This window comes from Burkholderia sp. KL41 (assembly GCF_057005415.2).
The window spans coordinates 3,478,869-3,495,278 of record NZ_CM174447.1 but is presented as its reverse complement, the minus strand read 5'-3'; the positions used below and the strand labels follow the sequence as shown (position 1 = coordinate 3,495,278).

The 16,410-nt window shown below is 68.9% G+C and carries 13 protein-coding genes; 5 read left to right on the top strand and 8 right to left on the bottom strand.

Annotated features, from left to right (window positions below):
* Position 1 precedes the first annotated feature (1 nt).
* From PQB87_RS33130 to PQB87_RS33115, 4 genes are all read left to right on the top strand, one after another.
* Entirely contained in the window at positions 2–766 is a 765-nt protein-coding gene (locus tag PQB87_RS33130; RefSeq protein WP_027790057.1) for an SDR family oxidoreductase, read from the top strand.
* A 7-nt stretch (positions 767–773) separates the two neighbouring features.
* Positions 774–1,532 carry an SDR family NAD(P)-dependent oxidoreductase gene (locus PQB87_RS33125; protein WP_059684867.1) on the top strand — a complete coding sequence of 253 codons (759 nt, stop codon included), beginning with the start codon at positions 774–776 and terminating at the stop codon, positions 1,530–1,532.
* Between the two features lie 33 nt (positions 1,533–1,565).
* Positions 1,566–2,810, top strand: a complete 1,245-nt coding sequence (locus tag PQB87_RS33120) for an acyl-CoA dehydrogenase family protein (protein WP_489243359.1) — start codon at positions 1,566–1,568, stop codon at positions 2,808–2,810.
* 76 nt (positions 2,811–2,886) lie between these two features.
* Complete coding sequence (locus PQB87_RS33115; RefSeq protein WP_027790054.1) at positions 2,887–3,792, top strand: LysR family transcriptional regulator; 906 nt, start codon at positions 2,887–2,889, stop codon at positions 3,790–3,792.
* 17 nt (positions 3,793–3,809) lie between these two features.
* Here the strand turns inward: PQB87_RS33115 and PQB87_RS33110 are convergent, their stop codons facing one another.
* From PQB87_RS33110 to PQB87_RS33095, 4 genes are all read right to left on the bottom strand, one after another.
* The gene (locus PQB87_RS33110; RefSeq protein WP_489243358.1) at positions 3,810–6,848 is read right to left on the bottom strand and encodes an FAD-binding and (Fe-S)-binding domain-containing protein; all 3,039 of its coding nucleotides are present in this window, start codon (positions 6,846–6,848) and stop codon (positions 3,810–3,812) included.
* Between the two features lie 52 nt (positions 6,849–6,900).
* Complete coding sequence (locus tag PQB87_RS33105; protein WP_489243357.1) at positions 6,901–7,662, bottom strand: 2-keto-4-pentenoate hydratase; 762 nt, start codon at positions 7,660–7,662, stop codon at positions 6,901–6,903.
* A gap of 52 nt (positions 7,663–7,714) precedes the next feature.
* The gene (locus tag PQB87_RS33100; RefSeq protein ID WP_489243356.1) at positions 7,715–8,989 is read right to left on the bottom strand and encodes an MFS transporter; all 1,275 of its coding nucleotides are present in this window, start codon (positions 8,987–8,989) and stop codon (positions 7,715–7,717) included.
* A gap of 194 nt (positions 8,990–9,183) precedes the next feature.
* The gene (locus tag PQB87_RS33095) at positions 9,184–10,404 is read right to left on the bottom strand and encodes a pyridoxal-phosphate-dependent aminotransferase family protein (protein WP_048021310.1); all 1,221 of its coding nucleotides are present in this window, start codon (positions 10,402–10,404) and stop codon (positions 9,184–9,186) included.
* A gap of 183 nt (positions 10,405–10,587) precedes the next feature.
* Here PQB87_RS33095 and PQB87_RS33090 point away from each other — a divergent pair, with 183 nt between their 5' ends.
* Positions 10,588–11,292, top strand: coding sequence for a GntR family transcriptional regulator (locus PQB87_RS33090; RefSeq protein WP_048021312.1), 705 nt, complete (start codon positions 10,588–10,590; stop codon positions 11,290–11,292).
* 50 nt (positions 11,293–11,342) lie between these two features.
* Here the strand turns inward: PQB87_RS33090 and PQB87_RS33085 are convergent, their stop codons facing one another.
* The 4 genes from PQB87_RS33085 to PQB87_RS33070 form a co-directional block, all read right to left on the bottom strand.
* Positions 11,343–12,365, bottom strand: a complete 1,023-nt coding sequence (locus PQB87_RS33085) for an AraC family transcriptional regulator (RefSeq protein WP_048021314.1) — start codon at positions 12,363–12,365, stop codon at positions 11,343–11,345.
* Positions 12,366–12,465: 100 nt separating this feature from the next.
* The gene (locus PQB87_RS33080) at positions 12,466–13,662 is read right to left on the bottom strand and encodes a porin (protein WP_489243355.1); all 1,197 of its coding nucleotides are present in this window, start codon (positions 13,660–13,662) and stop codon (positions 12,466–12,468) included.
* A 137-nt stretch (positions 13,663–13,799) separates the two neighbouring features.
* Positions 13,800–14,984 carry an MFS transporter gene (locus tag PQB87_RS33075; protein ID WP_489243354.1) on the bottom strand — a complete coding sequence of 395 codons (1,185 nt, stop codon included), beginning with the start codon at positions 14,982–14,984 and terminating at the stop codon, positions 13,800–13,802.
* A complete protein-coding gene (locus tag PQB87_RS33070) occupies positions 14,981–16,399 on the bottom strand; it encodes a D-arabinono-1,4-lactone oxidase (protein WP_489243353.1) in 1,419 nt (472 codons plus the stop codon). Before PQB87_RS33070 ends, PQB87_RS33075 begins: the two co-directional genes overlap by 4 nt.
* Positions 16,400–16,410 lie beyond the last annotated feature (11 nt).

The following is a 16,410-nucleotide window of genomic DNA, read 5'->3' as shown; positions in this document are numbered from 1 at the left end:
CATGGCAACGAATCTGTTCGACCTGACGGGCAAGATCGCACTGGTGACGGGCGCGAGCCGCGGCATCGGCGAGGAAATCGCGAAACTGCTCGCGGAGCAGGGCGCGCACGTGATCGTGTCGAGCCGCAAGCTCGACGACTGCCAGGCCGTGGCCGACGCGATCGTCGCGGCGGGCGGCCGCGCCGAGGCGCTGGCCTGCCACGTCGGGCGCCTGGAAGACATCGCCGCGACGTTCGAGCATATCCGCGGCAAGCACGGGCGGCTCGACATCCTCGTGAACAACGCGGCCGCGAACCCGTATTTCGGGCACATCCTCGATACCGATCTCGCCGCTTACGACAAGACGGTCGACGTGAACATCCGCGGCTACTTCTTCATGTCGGTCGAGGCCGGCAAGCTGATGAAGGAACACGGCGGCGGCGCGATCGTCAACACGGCGTCGGTGAATGCACTGCAGCCGGGCGACCGGCAGGGCATCTACTCGATCACGAAGGCGGCCGTCGTCAACATGACGAAGGCGTTCGCGAAGGAATGCGGGCCGTTCGGCATCCGCGTGAACGCGTTGCTGCCGGGGCTCACGAAGACGAAGTTCGCGGGCGCGCTGTTCGCCGACAAGGACATCTACGAGACGTGGAAAGCGAAGATCCCGCTGCGCCGCCACGCGGAACCGCGCGAAATGGCCGGCACCGTGCTGTACCTCGTGTCGGACGCGGCGAGCTACACGAACGGCGAATGCATCGTCGTCGACGGCGGCCTGACCATCTGAGCGCGCGATGAAGATCGACAGCTACGCCGGCCAGGCCGTGATGATCACCGGCGCCGCGAGCGGCTTCGGCGCATTGCTCGCGAGCGAGCTCGCCGCGATGGGCGCGCGGCTGGCGCTCGGCGACCTGAACGGCGAGGCGCTGGAACGCGTGGCCGCGCCGCTGCGCGCGGCCGGCGCCGACGTGATCGCGCGGCGCTGCGACGTGCGTGTCGAAGCGGACGTCGCCGCGCTGGTGCACGCGGCGGCCGAGCGTTTCGGCCGGCTCGACGTGGGCATCAACAACGCGGGCATCGCGCCGCCGATGAAGGCGCTGATCGATACCGACGAAGCCGATCTCGACCTGAGCTTCGCGGTGAACGCGAAGGGCGTGTTCTTCGGGATGAAGCACCAGATCCGCCAGATGCTCGCGCAGCGCGAAGGCGTGATCCTGAACGTCGCGTCGATGGCCGGGCTCGGCGGCGCGCCGAAGCTGGCCGCCTACGCGGCGTCGAAGCATGCGGTGGTCGGGCTCACGAAGACGGCGGCCATCGAATACGCGCGCCACGGCATTCGCGTGAATGCGGTGTGCCCGTTCTACAGCACGACGCCGATGGTCACCGACAGCGATATCGGCGACCGCCAGGATTTTCTCGCGCAGGGCTCGCCGATGAAGCGGCTCGGCCGGCCCGAGGAAATCGTCGCGACGATGCTGACGCTGTGCGCGAAGGAAAACACTTATCTGACCGGGCAGGCCGTCGCCGTCGACGGCGGTGTCTCGGCCTTCTGACGGAACCGAACGAACGGAATCGAGGAGTCGATCATGGACTTTGGCTACACCCCGAAAGTGGAAGAACTGCGCAGCCGCGTGCGCGCATTCATGGATGCACACATCGTGCCGCGCATCCGCCAGTGGAACGAGGAAGTGCACGCGGGCCAGTATCCCGTGTCGTTCATGGAGGAACTGAAGGAGCGCGCGAAGGCGGAAGGGCTGTGGAACCTGTTCCTGCCGCACCTGAAGGACGACGAGCCCGGCACGGGCCTGACGAACCTCGAATACGCACCGCTCGCCGAGATCATGGGGCGCGTGGGCTGGGCATCTGAAGTGTTCAACTGCAACGCGCCGGACACCGGCAACATGGAGCTGCTGCACATGTTCGCGACGCCCGGGCAGCGCGAGCAGTGGCTGAAACCGCTGCTGCGCGGCGAGATCCGTTCGGCGTTCGCGATGACGGAGCCCGATGTCGCATCGTCGGATGCGACGAACATCACGACGCGCATCGAGCGCGTGGGCGACGAGTACGTGATCAACGGCCGCAAGTGGTTCATCACCAACGCCGCGCATCCGAACTGCAAGATCTTCATCGTGATGGGCAAGACCGATCCCGATGCCGAGTCGCACCAGCAGCAGAGCATGATTCTCCTGCCGCGCGACACGCCGGGCGTGACGGTCTTGCGCAACATCACGGTGGTCAATCACTACGCGCCGGAAGGGCACTGCGAGATCACGTTCGACAACGTGCGCGTGCCGGCGAGCAACCTGCTCGGCGAGGAAGGCAGCGGCTTCGCGCTCGCGCAGGCCCGCCTCGGGCCGGGCCGCATCCACCACTGCATGCGGTCGATCGGCGCGGCCGAGCTCGCGCTGGAGCTGATGGTCGACCGCGCGCAGTCGCGCGTCGCGTTCGGCAAGCCGCTGAACCGGCACGGCACGGTCGGCGAATGGATCGCGCGCTCGCGCATCGAGATCGAGCAGGCGCGCCTGCTCGTGCTGAAGGCCGCGTGGATGATCGACAAGGTCGGCGCGAAGGCCGCGCGCAAGGAAATCGCGATGATCAAGGCGCTGGTGCCGACCGTGTATGCGAATGTCTGCGACCGCGCGATGCAGGTGTTCGGCGCGGCGGGGTTGAGCCCCGATACGCCGCTCGCCGACCTCTGGACCTGGGGCCGCGCGCTGCGCTTCGCCGACGGCCCGGACGAGGTGCACCTGCAGGCGATCGCGCGGATGGAAATCAAGGACGGCGTGCCGGGTTCGACGGCGCCGTACCTGACGCCGCCGCTGCGCGCCTGAGCGTCGCGCCGGGATGCGCAGGGCCGTGGACGAGCGGGTGGCGCACGCCGTAAGATGCCGGCAAGGAGATCCGGCGATGCGCCTTTCGAAGATTGACCTGAACCTGTTCGTCGTATTCGACGCGATCTACACCAAGCGCAACCTGACGCGCGCGGCCGAGGTGCTGAATCTCACGCAGCCGGCCGTCAGCAACGCGCTGGCGCGGCTGCGCAAGACCCTGAACGATCCGCTGTTCGTCAGCACGCCGGCCGGGATGATGCCGACGCCGCTGGCCGAGAACATCGTCGGCCGTGTGCGCGAGGCGATGCAGCTGCTCGATTCGAGCGCGCACGAAGGCGACGTGTTCGATCCGGCGTCGTCGACGCGCGTGTTCCGGATGAGCATGAGCGACCTGACCGAAGCGCTGCTGCTGCCCGCGCTCGGCGAACTGCTGCAGAAGCATGCGCCCGGCATGCACGTGCGCAGCTATACGATGGATCGCCGCGAAGTCGCGACCGCGCTCGCGAACGGTTCCGTCGACATCGCGATCGACGCGCCGCTGATCGGCGATCCGCACCTGCATCAGGCGCTGCTCGTGCGCGATCGTTATGCGTGCATGATCCGCGACGATCACCCGTTCAAGGGCGACACGCTCACCATGGACGACTACCTGTCGATGGGGCACATCCACGTGTCGAGCCGTCGCAAGGGCAGCGGGCACGTCGACGCGGAGCTGACGCGCCTCGGGTTGCGCCGCACCATCCAGATGCGCGTGCAGCACTACATGGTCGCGCCGCTGATCGCGATGCGCGGCGACCTGGCGCTGACGGCACCGCTGCGGCTGCTGCAGCGTTATCCGGCGCGGATTCTCGAACTGCCGTTCGAGATGCCGGCGCTCGAATACTTCTGCTACTGGCATCGCAGCGCGGATCAGGATCAGGGCAGCCGGTGGCTGCGCGAGCAACTGGTGACGCTGATGGGCGGGATCGGCGAACCGAGGTGAGGCGCACGCGGCGGCGGTCAGCTTCGCAATGCCCGCGCCAGCACCTTCGCCACATGCACGGCCTGCGCTTGCGCGCCGTCCTGAATCTGATGCCGGCAACTCGTGCCGTCCGCGACGACGATCGCGCCTTCCGCCCGCGCACGCACGGCCGGCAGCAGCGACAGCTCGGCCATCGCCTGCGATGCGGCGTAATGCTCGGCTTCATAGCCGAAGCTGCCGGCCATTCCGCAGCACGACGATTCGACCGGCGATACCTTGAGCCCCGGAATCCAGCGTAGCACCGTCTGCACCGGCGTGAATGCGCCGAATGCCTTCTGATGGCAGTGGCCGTGCACGAGCGCTTCGTTCGCATCGATCGCGTGCAGCGGCAGCGACAACCGGCCGGCCTCGTGTTCGCGCACGAGAAACTCCTCGAACAGGAACGCGTGGCTCGCGAGCCTCGCGGCTTCGTCGCCAAAACCGTAGGCAAGAAACTCGTCGCGCATCGACAGCAGGCACGAAGGCTCCAGCCCGACGATCGCGATACCGCGTTCGAGGTACGGCCGCAGCGCATCGAGCGTGCGCCTGGCCTCGGATTTCGCTTCGTCTACGAGCCCGGCCGCGAGGAACGTGCGGCCGCAGCACAGTGGCCGCGCGCCTGCGCGCACGTTGAAATGCACGGTGTAGCCGGCCGCTTCGAGCACGGCCTGCGCGGCGCGCGCGTTGTCCGGCTCCTGGTAGTTGCTGAACGTATCGACGAACAGCAGCACTTCGCGGGTGGCCGAACCGGTTTGCGTGGGCGTTGATGCACCCGCACCCGCCCCCGTAACCGCCAGAAACGGTCGCGCGAACCCGGGCAGCGCGCGCTGCGGCGCGAGGCCGATCCATCGCTTGATCGACGACGCGACGACCGGCACGCCATTGACGAACGCGATCGCGCCGCGCATGCGCGCGGCCCACGGCGCATAACGCGGCAGATACGCGACGAGCCGTTCACGCAGCGTCGTGCCGTGCTTGTGGTTCCACGCGTGCCGCGCCTCGATCTTGAAGCGCGCCATGTCGACGCCCGTCGGACAATCGCGTTTGCAGCCCTTGCACGACACGCACAGGTCGAGCGCGGCCTTCACGTCGTCGCCGGCGAGGCCGTCGGCGCCGAGCTGGCCCGTCACCGCGAGCCGCAGCGTGTTCGCACGGCCGCGCGTCACGTGCTGTTCGTCGCGTGTCACGCGGTAGCTCGGGCACATCGTGCCCGCGTCGAACTTGCGGCAGTGGCCGTTGTTGTTGCACATCTCGACGGCCGACGCGAGCCCGTGCGTGATGTCGGTGCCCGAGCCGGGGGCGGTTTCTTCGCCGGTCAGCGGATTGCGCGTGACGTTCCATGCCGACCAGTCGAGCGCGGGCCGCAGCGGCAGCGCCGCATAGCCGGGCGCGAAACGGAAATGCTCGCGCGCATCCATCTTCGGCGGATTGACGATCTTGTCGGGGTTGAAGCGGTTGTCGGGATCGAACAGCTTCTTGATCTCCGCGAACGCCGCGTTCAGGCGCGGGCCGTACTGCCACGCGACCCATTCGCCGCGGCACAGCCCGTCGCCGTGTTCGCCCGAATACGCGCCCTTGTACTCGCGCACGAGTGCCGCCGCTTCTTCGGCGATCTCGCGCATGCGCGTCGCGCCGTCGCGCCGCATGTCGAGGATCGGCCGCACGTGCAGCGTGCCGACGCTCGCGTGCGCGTACCACGTGCCTTCGGTCTCGTGCTTGTGGAACACGTCGGTCAGGCGGCGCGTGTATTCGGCGAGATGTTCGAGCGGCACCGCGCAATCCTCGATGAACGACACCGGTTTGCCGTCGCCCTTCATGCTCATCATGATGTTCAGCCCGGCCTTGCGCACCTCCCACAGCGCCTTCTGCGCGCCGGCATCGGTCATCTTCACGACGCTGCCGGGCAGGCCGAGATCGGCCATCAGTTCGGCGAGCCGGTCGAGCTGCGCGTGTTGCGCGTCGCGCGATTCGCCCGCGAACTCGACGAGCAGGATCGCCTGCGGCCGGCCGACCAGCGCCCGTTCGATCACGGGCCGGAACGCCGGGTTCTCCATCGACAGGTCGATCATCGTGCGATCGACCAGCTCGACGGCCACCGGCTTCAGCTTCACGATGTGCTGCGCGGTGTCCATCGCCTGGTAGAAGGTCGGGAAGTTCACGACGCCGAGCGTCTTGTGCGCGGGCAGCGGCGCGAGCTTCAGCGTGATCTGCCGGCTATGGGCGAGCGTGCCTTCCGAGCCGACGAGCAGGTGCGCGAGATTCGCGTGACCGTCGTCGGTGTAAGCGCGCGGGTTCTGGCAGTCGAACAGGTCGAGGTTGTAGCCGGCCACGCGGCGCAGCACCTTCGGCACGCGTTCGACGATTTCGTCGCGCTCGCGCTTCGCGATGCGTTCGACACCGTGCAGCAGGTCGAGCGTGCGGCGATCGGTGACGGGCTGCGCGAGCGAACCGAACCGGCATTCGCTGCCGTCGGCGAGGATCGCGTCGATCGCGAGCACGTTGTGCACCATGTTGCCGTACTCGATCGAGCGCGACCCGCACGAGTTGTTGCCGGCCATCCCGCCGATCGTGCATTGCGCGGCCGTCGACACGTCGACCGGAAACCACAGCCCGTGCGGTTTCAGCCACGCGTTCAGGTGATCGAGCACGATGCCGGGCTCGACGGTGACGGTGCGTGCCTGCGCGTCGAATGCGACGATCCGGTTCAGCCATTTGCTGTTGTCGACGACGAGCGCCTCGCCGACCGTCTGCCCGCACTGGCTGGTGCCGGCGCCGCGCGCGAGCACGGGAATCTTGCGGTCGCGCGCGATGTCGAGCGCGATCCGCAGGTCGTCCTGGTCGCGCGGCACGACGACGCCGAGCGGCATGATCTGGTAGATCGACGCGTCGGTCGCATAACGACCGCGGCTTGCGCGATCGGCGTAGACGTCGCCGCGCATTTCACGGCGCAGCCGCTCGAACAGCGGCGACAGCGCGGCGCCTTGCGACGGCACGAGATGGACGGGGCGAACCAGCGAAGGCGAGACGGCGGATGTCATGGCGGCGGTCGGTATCGGGTGGGAACGGATCGGGCGAGGATCGGGCGAGGGATCAGGTGAGCGTGACGCTGACGGGCGGCAGCCCCGCGATGCGGCCGACGGCCGTGCCCGCGGCCCGCGGAAAATACATGCCCGTGTACGAGCCGGTCGTGACGACGGTGCCGGCCGGCAACGCGATGCCGCGTCGCGACGCGTGATTCACGAGCCACGGCAGCAGGCGGCGCGGGTCGCCGGCCGGGTTGGTGCCAGGTGCGGTGCCGGCGATGTCGTGCCCGTCGAACGTGAACGCCGGGGCCGGCGCGGCGAACGGGAAATCGGCGCGATAGCCGGTCATCTCGCCCAGCACGAGCGCACCGTGGTTCTGCAGGTCGGCGAGCTGGGCGGCCGGCGCGACGTCCGGCCATTCGCGGAAGCGGCTCGCGACGATCTCGATCGCGGCGCCCATCTGAGCGATACCGTCGAACACTTCATCGTCGGCATAGGCGGGCGCACGCGGCGCGAAGTCGCGGCCGAAGCGGAACGCGATCTCCAGTTCGAGGCCGAGCGGCCGGAACGCGCCACGCGGTAGCGTGACGCCGCTCGCATGGCGGCAGTCGTCCGGCAGCGGCGCGCCCTGGATCGGCCCGTCGGGCTGTTTCGCGCCGACCTTCCACGCGCCGATCGCGGCGCGGCGCTCGGTGAGCAGTTGCGCCTGCACCGCATAGGCGGCGTCGGCATCGGCGGGGACGAGGGCTGAAGGCAGCGCGGCGAACGCGATGCCGTGTTGCCAGCCGGCGGCGAGCCGGACGGCGAGGTCGTGGGTAGCCTGGGTCATCGTTGCAGTCGGGGAAAAGGCGGGCGCCGCGGGCGGCAGCGCCCCGTTGGCATCAGGCCGGCGAGCGATTGGCGGCCGGTTGTTCGGCGGGTGCGTCGGCGAAGCGGCTTTCCGGCTGCATGCGGAATGCGAGCAGCACGCCCACGCCCATCAGCACCATGCTGCCGATGAACGGCAGCTCCCAGCTGCCGAAGCGGTCGATCACGAAGCCGGAGATCACGGGCGACAGGATCGCCGCGAGCGCGGAGCCGGAATTCATCATCCCGCTCGCGGTGCCCGAGTATTCCGGCGCGATGTCCATCGGCACGGCCCACATCGGGCCGATCGTCATTTCGGCGAAGAAGAAGCCGGCCGCGAGGCACGCCATCGACACGTACAGGTGATGCGTGAACAGCAGCGGCAACAGCGACAGCAGCGTGAGCAGCATGCAGATCGACACCATCCGGCTGCGTGCGCGCTTGAGGCTGCCGGTGCGCGCGAGGATGCGGTCGGTGACGATCCCGCCGAGCGTGTCGCCGATCACGCCCGCGAAGAACACCGCCGACGCGAACACGGCCGATTTCTTCAGGTCGAGGTCGTAGCTGTGCAGGAAGTACTGCGGAATCCAGCTCAGGAACAGCCACAGCGTCCAGCCGTAGCAGAAGTACACGATCGTGACGGGCATCATCCGGCGAAACAACGGGCCCCAGGGCACGGCGGCGGGTTTCGGCTTCGGTTGCGGCAGCGCGTCGAGTTCGGCCTGCGTGATGCGCGGGTGGTCCTTCGGGTGTTCGGTATAGACGAGCGCCCACACCGCGACCCACACGATGCTGATCACGCCGCAGATGTAGAACGATTCGCGCCACCCGTACACGGCCATCACCGCGACGACGGCGGCCGGCGCGACCGCGTTGCCGACGCGCGAGAACGCATGCGTGACGCCCTGCGCGAAGCCGCGTTTCTCGCGCGGCACCCAGCGCGACATCGCCGACGTGGCCGCCGGGAACGTCGCGCCTTCGCCGAGCCCGAGCAGCAGGCGCGCGGCGAGCAGCGACGCGAGGCCGCCGGCCATCCCGGTGAGCAGCGTCGCGACGGCCCACAGCAGCCCGCAGGCGAGCAGCGTGCGGCGCGCGCCGAAGCGGTCGCTGACCCAGCCGCCGATGATCTGGAATACGAGATACGGATACGCGAACGCGGAGAACACGAGGCCGATCTCCGTCCTGTTCAGCCCGAATTCCTTGGCGAACCCGGCAGCGGCCGTGCTCACGTTCACGCGATCGAGGTACGTGATGAAGTACATCACGCACAGCATCACCAGTACGATGCCGGTCGCTCGGAACAGCTTCATGTTTCGTCTCCTGGATGTTGTCTGGCTTGCTGCCCGTGCCGGCGTCGAGGCCGGCGTCGAGGCGGGTCGTGCCGATGAAGCGGGGCGGGCGCCGGCAGCGGCCGGTGCGTGTCGCGACGACCGCGCGGCCGCCCGTGAAGCGGAAAGGGCGCGTCGGGCGGCGTGCGGGAAACGTGCGCGCTGCCCGCCGGCGCTCAGGCCGCCGCGCGCAGCGCGGGGGCGTGCGTGTTCGATGCGAGGGTGTCCATCGCCGCGACGACGCCGCTCGCGGCAACCGGCACGCCGGCGAGCTTCAGCCCCATCTCGCAGCCGGCGAGCGTGGCCATCAGCGTGAGGTCGTTGCAGTCGCCGAGATGGCCGATGCGGAACATCTTGCCGCGCATCTTGCCGAGCGCCTGCCCGAGCGACATGTCGAAGCGTTCGTAGATCAGCTTGCGCACGGCGTCCGCGTCGACGCCGTCGGGCATCATCACGCCGGTCAGCACGGGGCTGTAGACGGCCGGATCCGCGCACTGGATCTCGAGGCCCCACGCGCGCACCGCGCGGCGCGTGGCTTCCGCGAGCCGCTGGTGGCGCGCGAACACCGCGTCGAGCCCTTCGCCGAGGATCATGTCGAGCGCTTCGGCGAGCCCGTACAGCAGGTTGGTGTTCGGCGTGTACGGCCAGTAGCCGTTCCTGTTCGCCTCGATGATCTCGTGCCAGCCCCAGAACGCGCGCGGCAGCGTCGCGTGCCCGCTCGCCGCGAGCGCCTTCGGCGATACCGCGTTGAAGCTGATGCCGGGCGGCAGCATCAGCCCTTTCTGCGAACCCGACACCGTCACGTCGACCCCCCATTCGTCATGGCGGTAGTCGGCGGAGGCGAGCCCCGAGATCGTGTCGACCATCAGCAGCGCCGGATGGCCGGCCGCGTCGATCGCGCGGCGCACGGCCGCGATGTCGGAGGTGACGCCGGTGGAGGTTTCGTTGTGCACCACGCACACCGCCTTGATGTCGTGCGTGGTATCGGCGCGCAGGCGCGCTTCGATCATGTCGGGCTGCACGCCGCGGCGCCAGCCTTCGATGCCCGGCAGCCCGAGGAATTCGGGCTTCAGGCCGAGCGCGTCGGCCATCTTCTTCCACAGCGTCGCGAAGTGGCCGGTCTCGTACATCAGCACGGTGTCGCCGGCGCTCAGCGTGTTGGTCAGCGCGGCCTCCCATGCACCGGTACCCGACGCCGGATAGATGATCACCGGCTGCGTGGTCTTGAAGATCTTCCTGATGCCGGCGAGCACCTTGAGGCCGAGCGCGCCGAATTCGGGGCCACGGTGGTCGATGGTCGGATAGCTCATCGCCCGCAGGATGCGGTCGGGCACCGGGCTCGGCCCCGGAATCTGCAGGAAATGGCGGCCGGACGGATGAAAGTCGAGTTGCAGCATGGTCGTTCTGTCTCCTTGGTTGCATTTTGAATTTTGCATGCAAAATACTTTAGCAGAGCGATCACGGCAAACCCAAGCACTGATTTCACCGAAAATGCCGGTGTTTACCCGGCGTTGGCGGGGAGATATTCGGGTCGGGCGAGTTGAAGTAGAATCGCGTGAAGCAAGAAGGAAGGATTTTGCATGCAAGATTTGAATGATCTGGAGCAGGCCGGCGGCGCGCCGGCACTGCCGAAACTGGAGCGGCAGCGGCTGCACGACACGGTCGTCGAGCACCTGCGCAAATTCATCGTCGAAGGCGTGCTCACGCCGGGCATGCGGCTGAACGAGCGCGAGCTGTGCGAGACGCTCGGCATCTCGCGCACGCCGCTGCGCGAGGCGTTCAAGGTGCTGGCGGCCGAGGGGCTGCTGGTGCTGTCGCCGAATCGCGGCGCGAGCGTGTACCGGATGAGCGAATCGGAGATCCGCGAGACGTTCGAGCTGATGTCGGGGCTGGAGGCGTTTTCAGGCGAGCTGGCTTGCGAGCGCATCACGCACGCGGAGCTCGCGGAGATCAAGGCGCTGCATTACTCGATGCTCGCGTGCCGGCTGCAGAACGACCTGCCCGGCTACTACAGCCGCAACCAGGAAATCCACGACCGCATCAACGAGGCCGCGCGCAACTCGGCGCTGCGCGCCACGTACCAGTCGATCAATCGCCGGATCATGTCGATGCGGTTCCGCTCGAACCAGCACGTCGAGAAGTGGGATCGCGCGGTGCACGATCACGAGGAGATGATCAAGGCGCTGGAGGCGCGCGACGGCAAGGCGCTCGCGGCGATCCTGCGCCGGCATCTGCTGGAGAAGCGCGACGCGGTGTTGTTGCAGCAGGGGGCAGTGGACGCGTAGTCGCACGCCGCACGCGAACGGTCATCGCGTCGTGCCGGCAGGCCGCGCCGCTACACCGCCGCCCGCTGCCCCTCTCTCGGCCCGTGCCCCGTCCACCGCTTGAACGCGCGCCGGAAGTTGTGCGCGTCGCTGAACCCGACTTCGTGCGCGACGTCCTCGATCGACAGCCGCGGATTGCTCAGCAGCGTGAACGCGCGCTTGCGGCGGATCGTGTCGATCACCGTCTGGTACGACACGCCCTGGTCGGCGAGCCGCCGCCGCAGCGTGCGCTCGCTCATGCACAACTGCGCGGCGATCTCGGCGAGCGACGGCGCATGCCGCAGGTCGCGCCGCATGATCCGTTCGATCGATTCGAGAAATTCGGTGCCTTCGGGTTCGGGCGGCAGCGCGTCCTGCAGGAATTCGAGCACCTGGCGATGCGCGAGCGGGTCGTGGGTCGCGATCGGGCGGTTGCCGAGCGCGGCGTCGCACGAAAACAGGTTCTGCTCCTGTTCGAACCGCACCGGGCACGGGAACACGCGGGCGTATTGCTCCGCATAGGCCGGCGGCGGGTAGCTGAGATCGACGACCTTCGGCTGGAACGCGGGGCCGACGAGCGAGCGCCCGATCTTCATGAAGCTGCCGAACGCCTCCTCGACGAGGAACGCCTCGATGTCGGGCTCGAGGAAGACGTTGGTCGCGCGAACCGACAGCGTGCGCGCATCCGACATCACGTCGAAGCGCATCAGCGGCCCCGTGTGGCGCTGCAGCCCGATACCGGTCACGATCGCGTCCTTCAGCGTCGGGCTCGTCAGCATCGCATAGCCGACCAGCCCGATCGACGCGATCGTCTCGCTCGTGCCGAGTTCGAGGCCGAGCGCCCGCCCCGGCGCCATCTCGAGCGCGCGGCGGATCATCGTGCTCGCCTGGCGCAATGAAATCCGGCACGACGGATTCGACAGGTCGGCAACGTCGAAGCCGAGCCCGAGGCACAGCCGCGTAGGGTCGATGCCCAGTTCCTTGCTTGTCTCCGCGAGGCACCGCAACAGATGGACCGGCAGATTCGCCGTCGTATAACGGTCGGTATCGTCCATGGATGCTCCGTATTTTTTTCCATGGATTGTACTCGTCCCGCCCGGCCGGAGACCCGGTGCCGCCCCGGCCGCGATCGCCCACATCCCGCGCGGCCCCGCGTCAGAAGTAGTGACGCAGGCCGACCGTCGCACCGAGCTGCGTGGTGCTGGTGCTCGGCGCCTGCCCGTTCACGCCGACCAGTTGCGCGCCGGCCAGCCCGCCGCGGTAGATCGCGTAGTCGACTTCCGCATAGAGCATGCTGCGCTTCGACAGGCTGTAGCCGGCGATCACCTGGAACTGGCGCGCACGGCCGTCGAAATCCGCCGTATAGCCGGACTGCTGCGTCCACCACGCGTTGACGGCCGCCGTGAACGCCGACGTGAAGCGGTAGGTCAGCCCCGCGAGCGCCATCTTGCGGCGGCGGAACCCGCCGGGCACGGTCGGGTCGACCACCTGCGCGGGCGAGATGATGCCGAGCCCCGCCAGATCGGTCGGGCTGAACGGGCCGTTCTCGAACGACGTGAAGTCGTTGTCGCGTGCGTTCTCGATGTAGCCGGCGTTGACGGTCGCGTTGCCGATCGTCACCGAGCCGCCGCCCGTGTAGATGTCGAATTTCCCGTGCGTGACGTCGTCCCAGCTGCGCATGAACGATGCGCCGACCGTGAACGGCCCCTTGTCCGGCGCATACGCGGCGGCCGCGCCGAGCTGGCCGCCGCGCACGCCGCCGCCCGCATGGCCGCCCGGCGCATATTGCGCGAGCAGGTAGAAGCTGCCGAGCTGCGCGCCGTACTGGATCATGTTGCTGGTGCGCGCGCCCGCGAGCATCGTCTGCTCCGGCTTGAACAGGTTGAAGTACGGGTCCTGCGGGCCGGCCCACAGGTTCGAGCCGAAGGTCAGCGACACCATCTCGAACGGCACGTTGTACTGGCGCCCGAGCGAGAGCTGGCCAAGCGAAGCGGACGTCAGCCCCACGTACGCGACCTGGAAGAAATTCGGCGAGCCGGCCGGCACGATGGCGCCGCTGTTGGGGCCGAAGTGGCTTTCGACGTTGAACTGCGCGGACAATCCGCCGCCCAGATCCTCGTTGCCCTTGAGGCCCCAGTAGCTTTCCGTCAGGCCGCCGCCGTCGGCCATCGAGATCTTGCGGCCCGTCGACACCGGTGTGCCGTCGGCGCCGTAGGACACGCCGTGCGTCTCGTAGCGGATGCCCGCATCGATCACGCCGTACAGCGTCACGTTGCCTTGCGCGTGCGCACCGGTACCGGCCAGGACCATCATCGCGCAGCACGCGGCGCGAACGCTATCGTGACGATTCATTCTTCTGGACTCCGCATCGAACTGGGGACGGACGGCTCGCGCCGTCGGGAACGACTGTAGAAAGCCAAATTTGCGCGGGCCAAGGCCGCGGCGGCCATTCTCGTGGTGCGTCGCGGCCACGGCATGGCGCACTGCGGTCAGGGCGCCGCGCCGGCCACGGCAGCGGGTGCCGCGCGGCGCAGCGCCAGCCGCACGAACGGGGCGGCGGCCAGCACGGCCACGCACAGCACGTGGGCGACGCGCGTGCCGCCGAAGCGGCCGAGCAGCGCACCCGACAGCGCGGTGCCGATGCCCGCCGCGAAGAACGTGATGACGAGCGTGCGCGCGACCAGCGAGCCATCCGGGTCGACGTCGGACAGCATGCCGGTGAGGAACGGCACGATCACGAAGAACGCGCTGTTCAGCACGAACTGGCTCAGGAAATACGCGCTGCCGCCGCGCGCGCCGAAGAACCATTCGATCGACGCGATCATCGCGAGCTGCGCGGCCCAGATCAGCGCGAGGCGGTGCCGGTGGCTGGCCGGATGCGACGGAATCGCCGCGCCGACGAAGCCGAGCAGGGACGACACCGACAGCAGCACGCCGATCGTCGTGGGCGACAGCCCGGCACGCTCGCCGACGAAACCGGCGATCGCCCATTGCGACGCCTGCACGCCATAGACGAGCGCCGTCACGGCCCAGATCGCGAGCACCGGCCGCCACGGCAACGTGCCGGCGCGCAAGCGGGCCTGCGCGGGCGCGCTCGCGAACGCGTCGATGCCGCGGATCGCGGGCGCCAGCACGGCGACGACGACGGCCAGCAGCGCGAACACCCAGCGCCCGAGCCACGCGGCCGGCAGCGCGGAGATCAGCACGAGGATGCCGCCGTTGACTATGCCCGCGAGCAGGTTGATTTGCCCCCACAGGCGGTCGGTCGATGCGCGCTGCGACACGCCCGACGCGACGACGACGAACAGCATCCCCTCGAACAGCCCCGTCATCCCGCGTGCGAGCGCCGCCGACACGATGCCGGGCGCGACCGCGCCGAGGGCCTGGCCGGCGATCGCGCCGACCAGGCCGGCCAGCGTGAACGGCCGCGCGGCGCGCGCGATCCGGTGCGACAGCAGCGCGCAACTGATCGCGATGCCGAGGATCTCGGCGCTGACGAGCGCGGTCGCCGTGCCTTCGTCGAGCCGGAAGCGCGTCATCACCGCCGCGACGAGGAACGGCGACAGGATCAGGCCGTTGGTGGCGGCCGCGAACGCGAGCGCAAGGCGGACGACGGCGCTGGCCGATGGATCGGGACGCGACTGCGCGGCCGCGTGCAGCGTGGCGGTGCTCATGAGGCCTCCTGGCTGGATCGCGGCCGATCTTGCGCGACGCCGGCCGTTTCGTGCATCGGGTGTGTCCCCCGGCGGGCCCGCGTGGCGCGAGCGGTGGCGCTTGCGTTTGCGTTTGCGCCTGCGCTTTGCGGCAGGCCGAACAGCGTGCGCAGGTACGGCGTCAGGAAGCGGCCGTGCGGGTCCATCCGCTCGCGCAGCGCGAGGAAATCGTCCCAGTGCGGGTAGCACGTCGCCAGCTCGGCGGCCTTCATCGCATGCACCTTGCCCCAGTGCGGCCGCCCGCCGTGATTGCGGCAGATGGCCTGCACGCCCGAGAAATACGCGTCGAACGGCATCCCGCGATACTGGTGCGCCGAGATGCGTACGCTGTCGCGCCCGTAGTCGGGGCTCAGCCAGATGTCGTCGCCGCGCACCCAGCGGTATTCGATCGGGAACATCAGCGGAAAGCTGCGGCGCGCGATGAATGCGCGGATTTCGCGCAGCGCGTCGGCGCCGCGGTCGGCCGGCACCGACCACTCCATTTCGTTGAAGCGCACGCGGCGCACCGTCGACAGCATCGCGTAGCTCGCATCCACGTGCCGGCCGGCCGACACGGTCGATGCGCACAGCCGGCTCAGCGCCGGGCACAGCGACGGCACGCGCCGGCCGAGCCCGCACAGCGCGCCGAACACGGTGTTCTCGAGGAACGACTCGGACGCGCGGCTCGCCCAGTGCACCGCGTCGGCCGGCTCGTCGGTCATGTCCCACGCCTTGGTCAGCACGGTGTCCGTGTGCGGGAACCAGTAGAACTCGAACGAGCGATGCCTGGCGATCAGCGCGTCCGCTTGGGCGAGGCAATCGTCGAGCCGCATGCCGCCGCGTTCGAGGCGCAGCTTGAACGCGGGCACGAGGCGCAGGCCGATCTCGGTCAGCACGCCGAGCGCGCCGAGCCCGATCCGGCCGCCGGCGAACAGCGCGGGATGCGTGTCGGCGCTCGCGCGAATCTCGCTGCCGTCCGCGCACATGAAGGTCAGGCTGTCGATCTGCGTCGCCAGGTTGCCGAGCGTGATGCCGGTGCCGTGCGTGCCGGTGCTGGTCGCGCCGGCGATCGACTGCACGTTGATGTCGCCGAGGTTCTCCATCGCGAGGCCGTGCGCGGCGAGCGCCGGGCCCAGCGCCCACAGCCGCGTGCCGGCATGCACGCGCGCGACGCGCCGGTCGCGGTCGACGTCGATCACGCCCTGCATCGCGTCGAGCGACAGGATCACGTCGTCGGTCTGCACGAGCGGCGAGAACGAGTGCCCGGCGCCGGCCGCGCGCACGGTGGTGCCAGTTGCCGCCGCGTCGCGCAGCACCGCCGCGAGCGCGGCGTGCGACGCGGGCGTCGACACGGTTGCATCAGGACTGCAGACATATCCCGACCAGTTACGCCACATGGCATTGTCTC

What these genes read in the sequence shown, in the direction of transcription:
- PQB87_RS33130 (WP_027790057.1), top strand. Translation starts at nt 2, where the DNA reads ATGGCAACGAATCTGTTCGACCTGACGGGCAAGATCGCACTGGTGACG.
- PQB87_RS33125 (WP_059684867.1), top strand. Translation starts at nt 774, where the DNA reads ATGAAGATCGACAGCTACGCCGGCCAGGCCGTGATGATCACCGGCGCC.
- PQB87_RS33120 (WP_489243359.1), top strand. Translation starts at nt 1,566, where the DNA reads ATGGACTTTGGCTACACCCCGAAAGTGGAAGAACTGCGCAGCCGCGTG.
- PQB87_RS33115 (WP_027790054.1), top strand. Translation starts at nt 2,887, where the DNA reads ATGCGCCTTTCGAAGATTGACCTGAACCTGTTCGTCGTATTCGACGCG.
- PQB87_RS33110 (WP_489243358.1), bottom strand. Translation starts at nt 6,848, where the DNA reads ATGACATCCGCCGTCTCGCCTTCGCTGGTTCGCCCCGTCCATCTCGTG.
- PQB87_RS33105 (WP_489243357.1), bottom strand. Translation starts at nt 7,662, where the DNA reads ATGACCCAGGCTACCCACGACCTCGCCGTCCGGCTCGCCGCCGGCTGG.
- PQB87_RS33100 (WP_489243356.1), bottom strand. Translation starts at nt 8,989, where the DNA reads ATGAAGCTGTTCCGAGCGACCGGCATCGTACTGGTGATGCTGTGCGTG.
- PQB87_RS33095 (WP_048021310.1), bottom strand. Translation starts at nt 10,404, where the DNA reads ATGCTGCAACTCGACTTTCATCCGTCCGGCCGCCATTTCCTGCAGATT.
- PQB87_RS33090 (WP_048021312.1), top strand. Translation starts at nt 10,588, where the DNA reads ATGCAAGATTTGAATGATCTGGAGCAGGCCGGCGGCGCGCCGGCACTG.
- PQB87_RS33085 (WP_048021314.1), bottom strand. Translation starts at nt 12,365, where the DNA reads ATGGACGATACCGACCGTTATACGACGGCGAATCTGCCGGTCCATCTG.
- PQB87_RS33080 (WP_489243355.1), bottom strand. Translation starts at nt 13,662, where the DNA reads ATGAATCGTCACGATAGCGTTCGCGCCGCGTGCTGCGCGATGATGGTC.
- PQB87_RS33075 (WP_489243354.1), bottom strand. Translation starts at nt 14,984, where the DNA reads ATGAGCACCGCCACGCTGCACGCGGCCGCGCAGTCGCGTCCCGATCCA.
- PQB87_RS33070 (WP_489243353.1), bottom strand. Translation starts at nt 16,399, where the DNA reads ATGTGGCGTAACTGGTCGGGATATGTCTGCAGTCCTGATGCAACCGTG.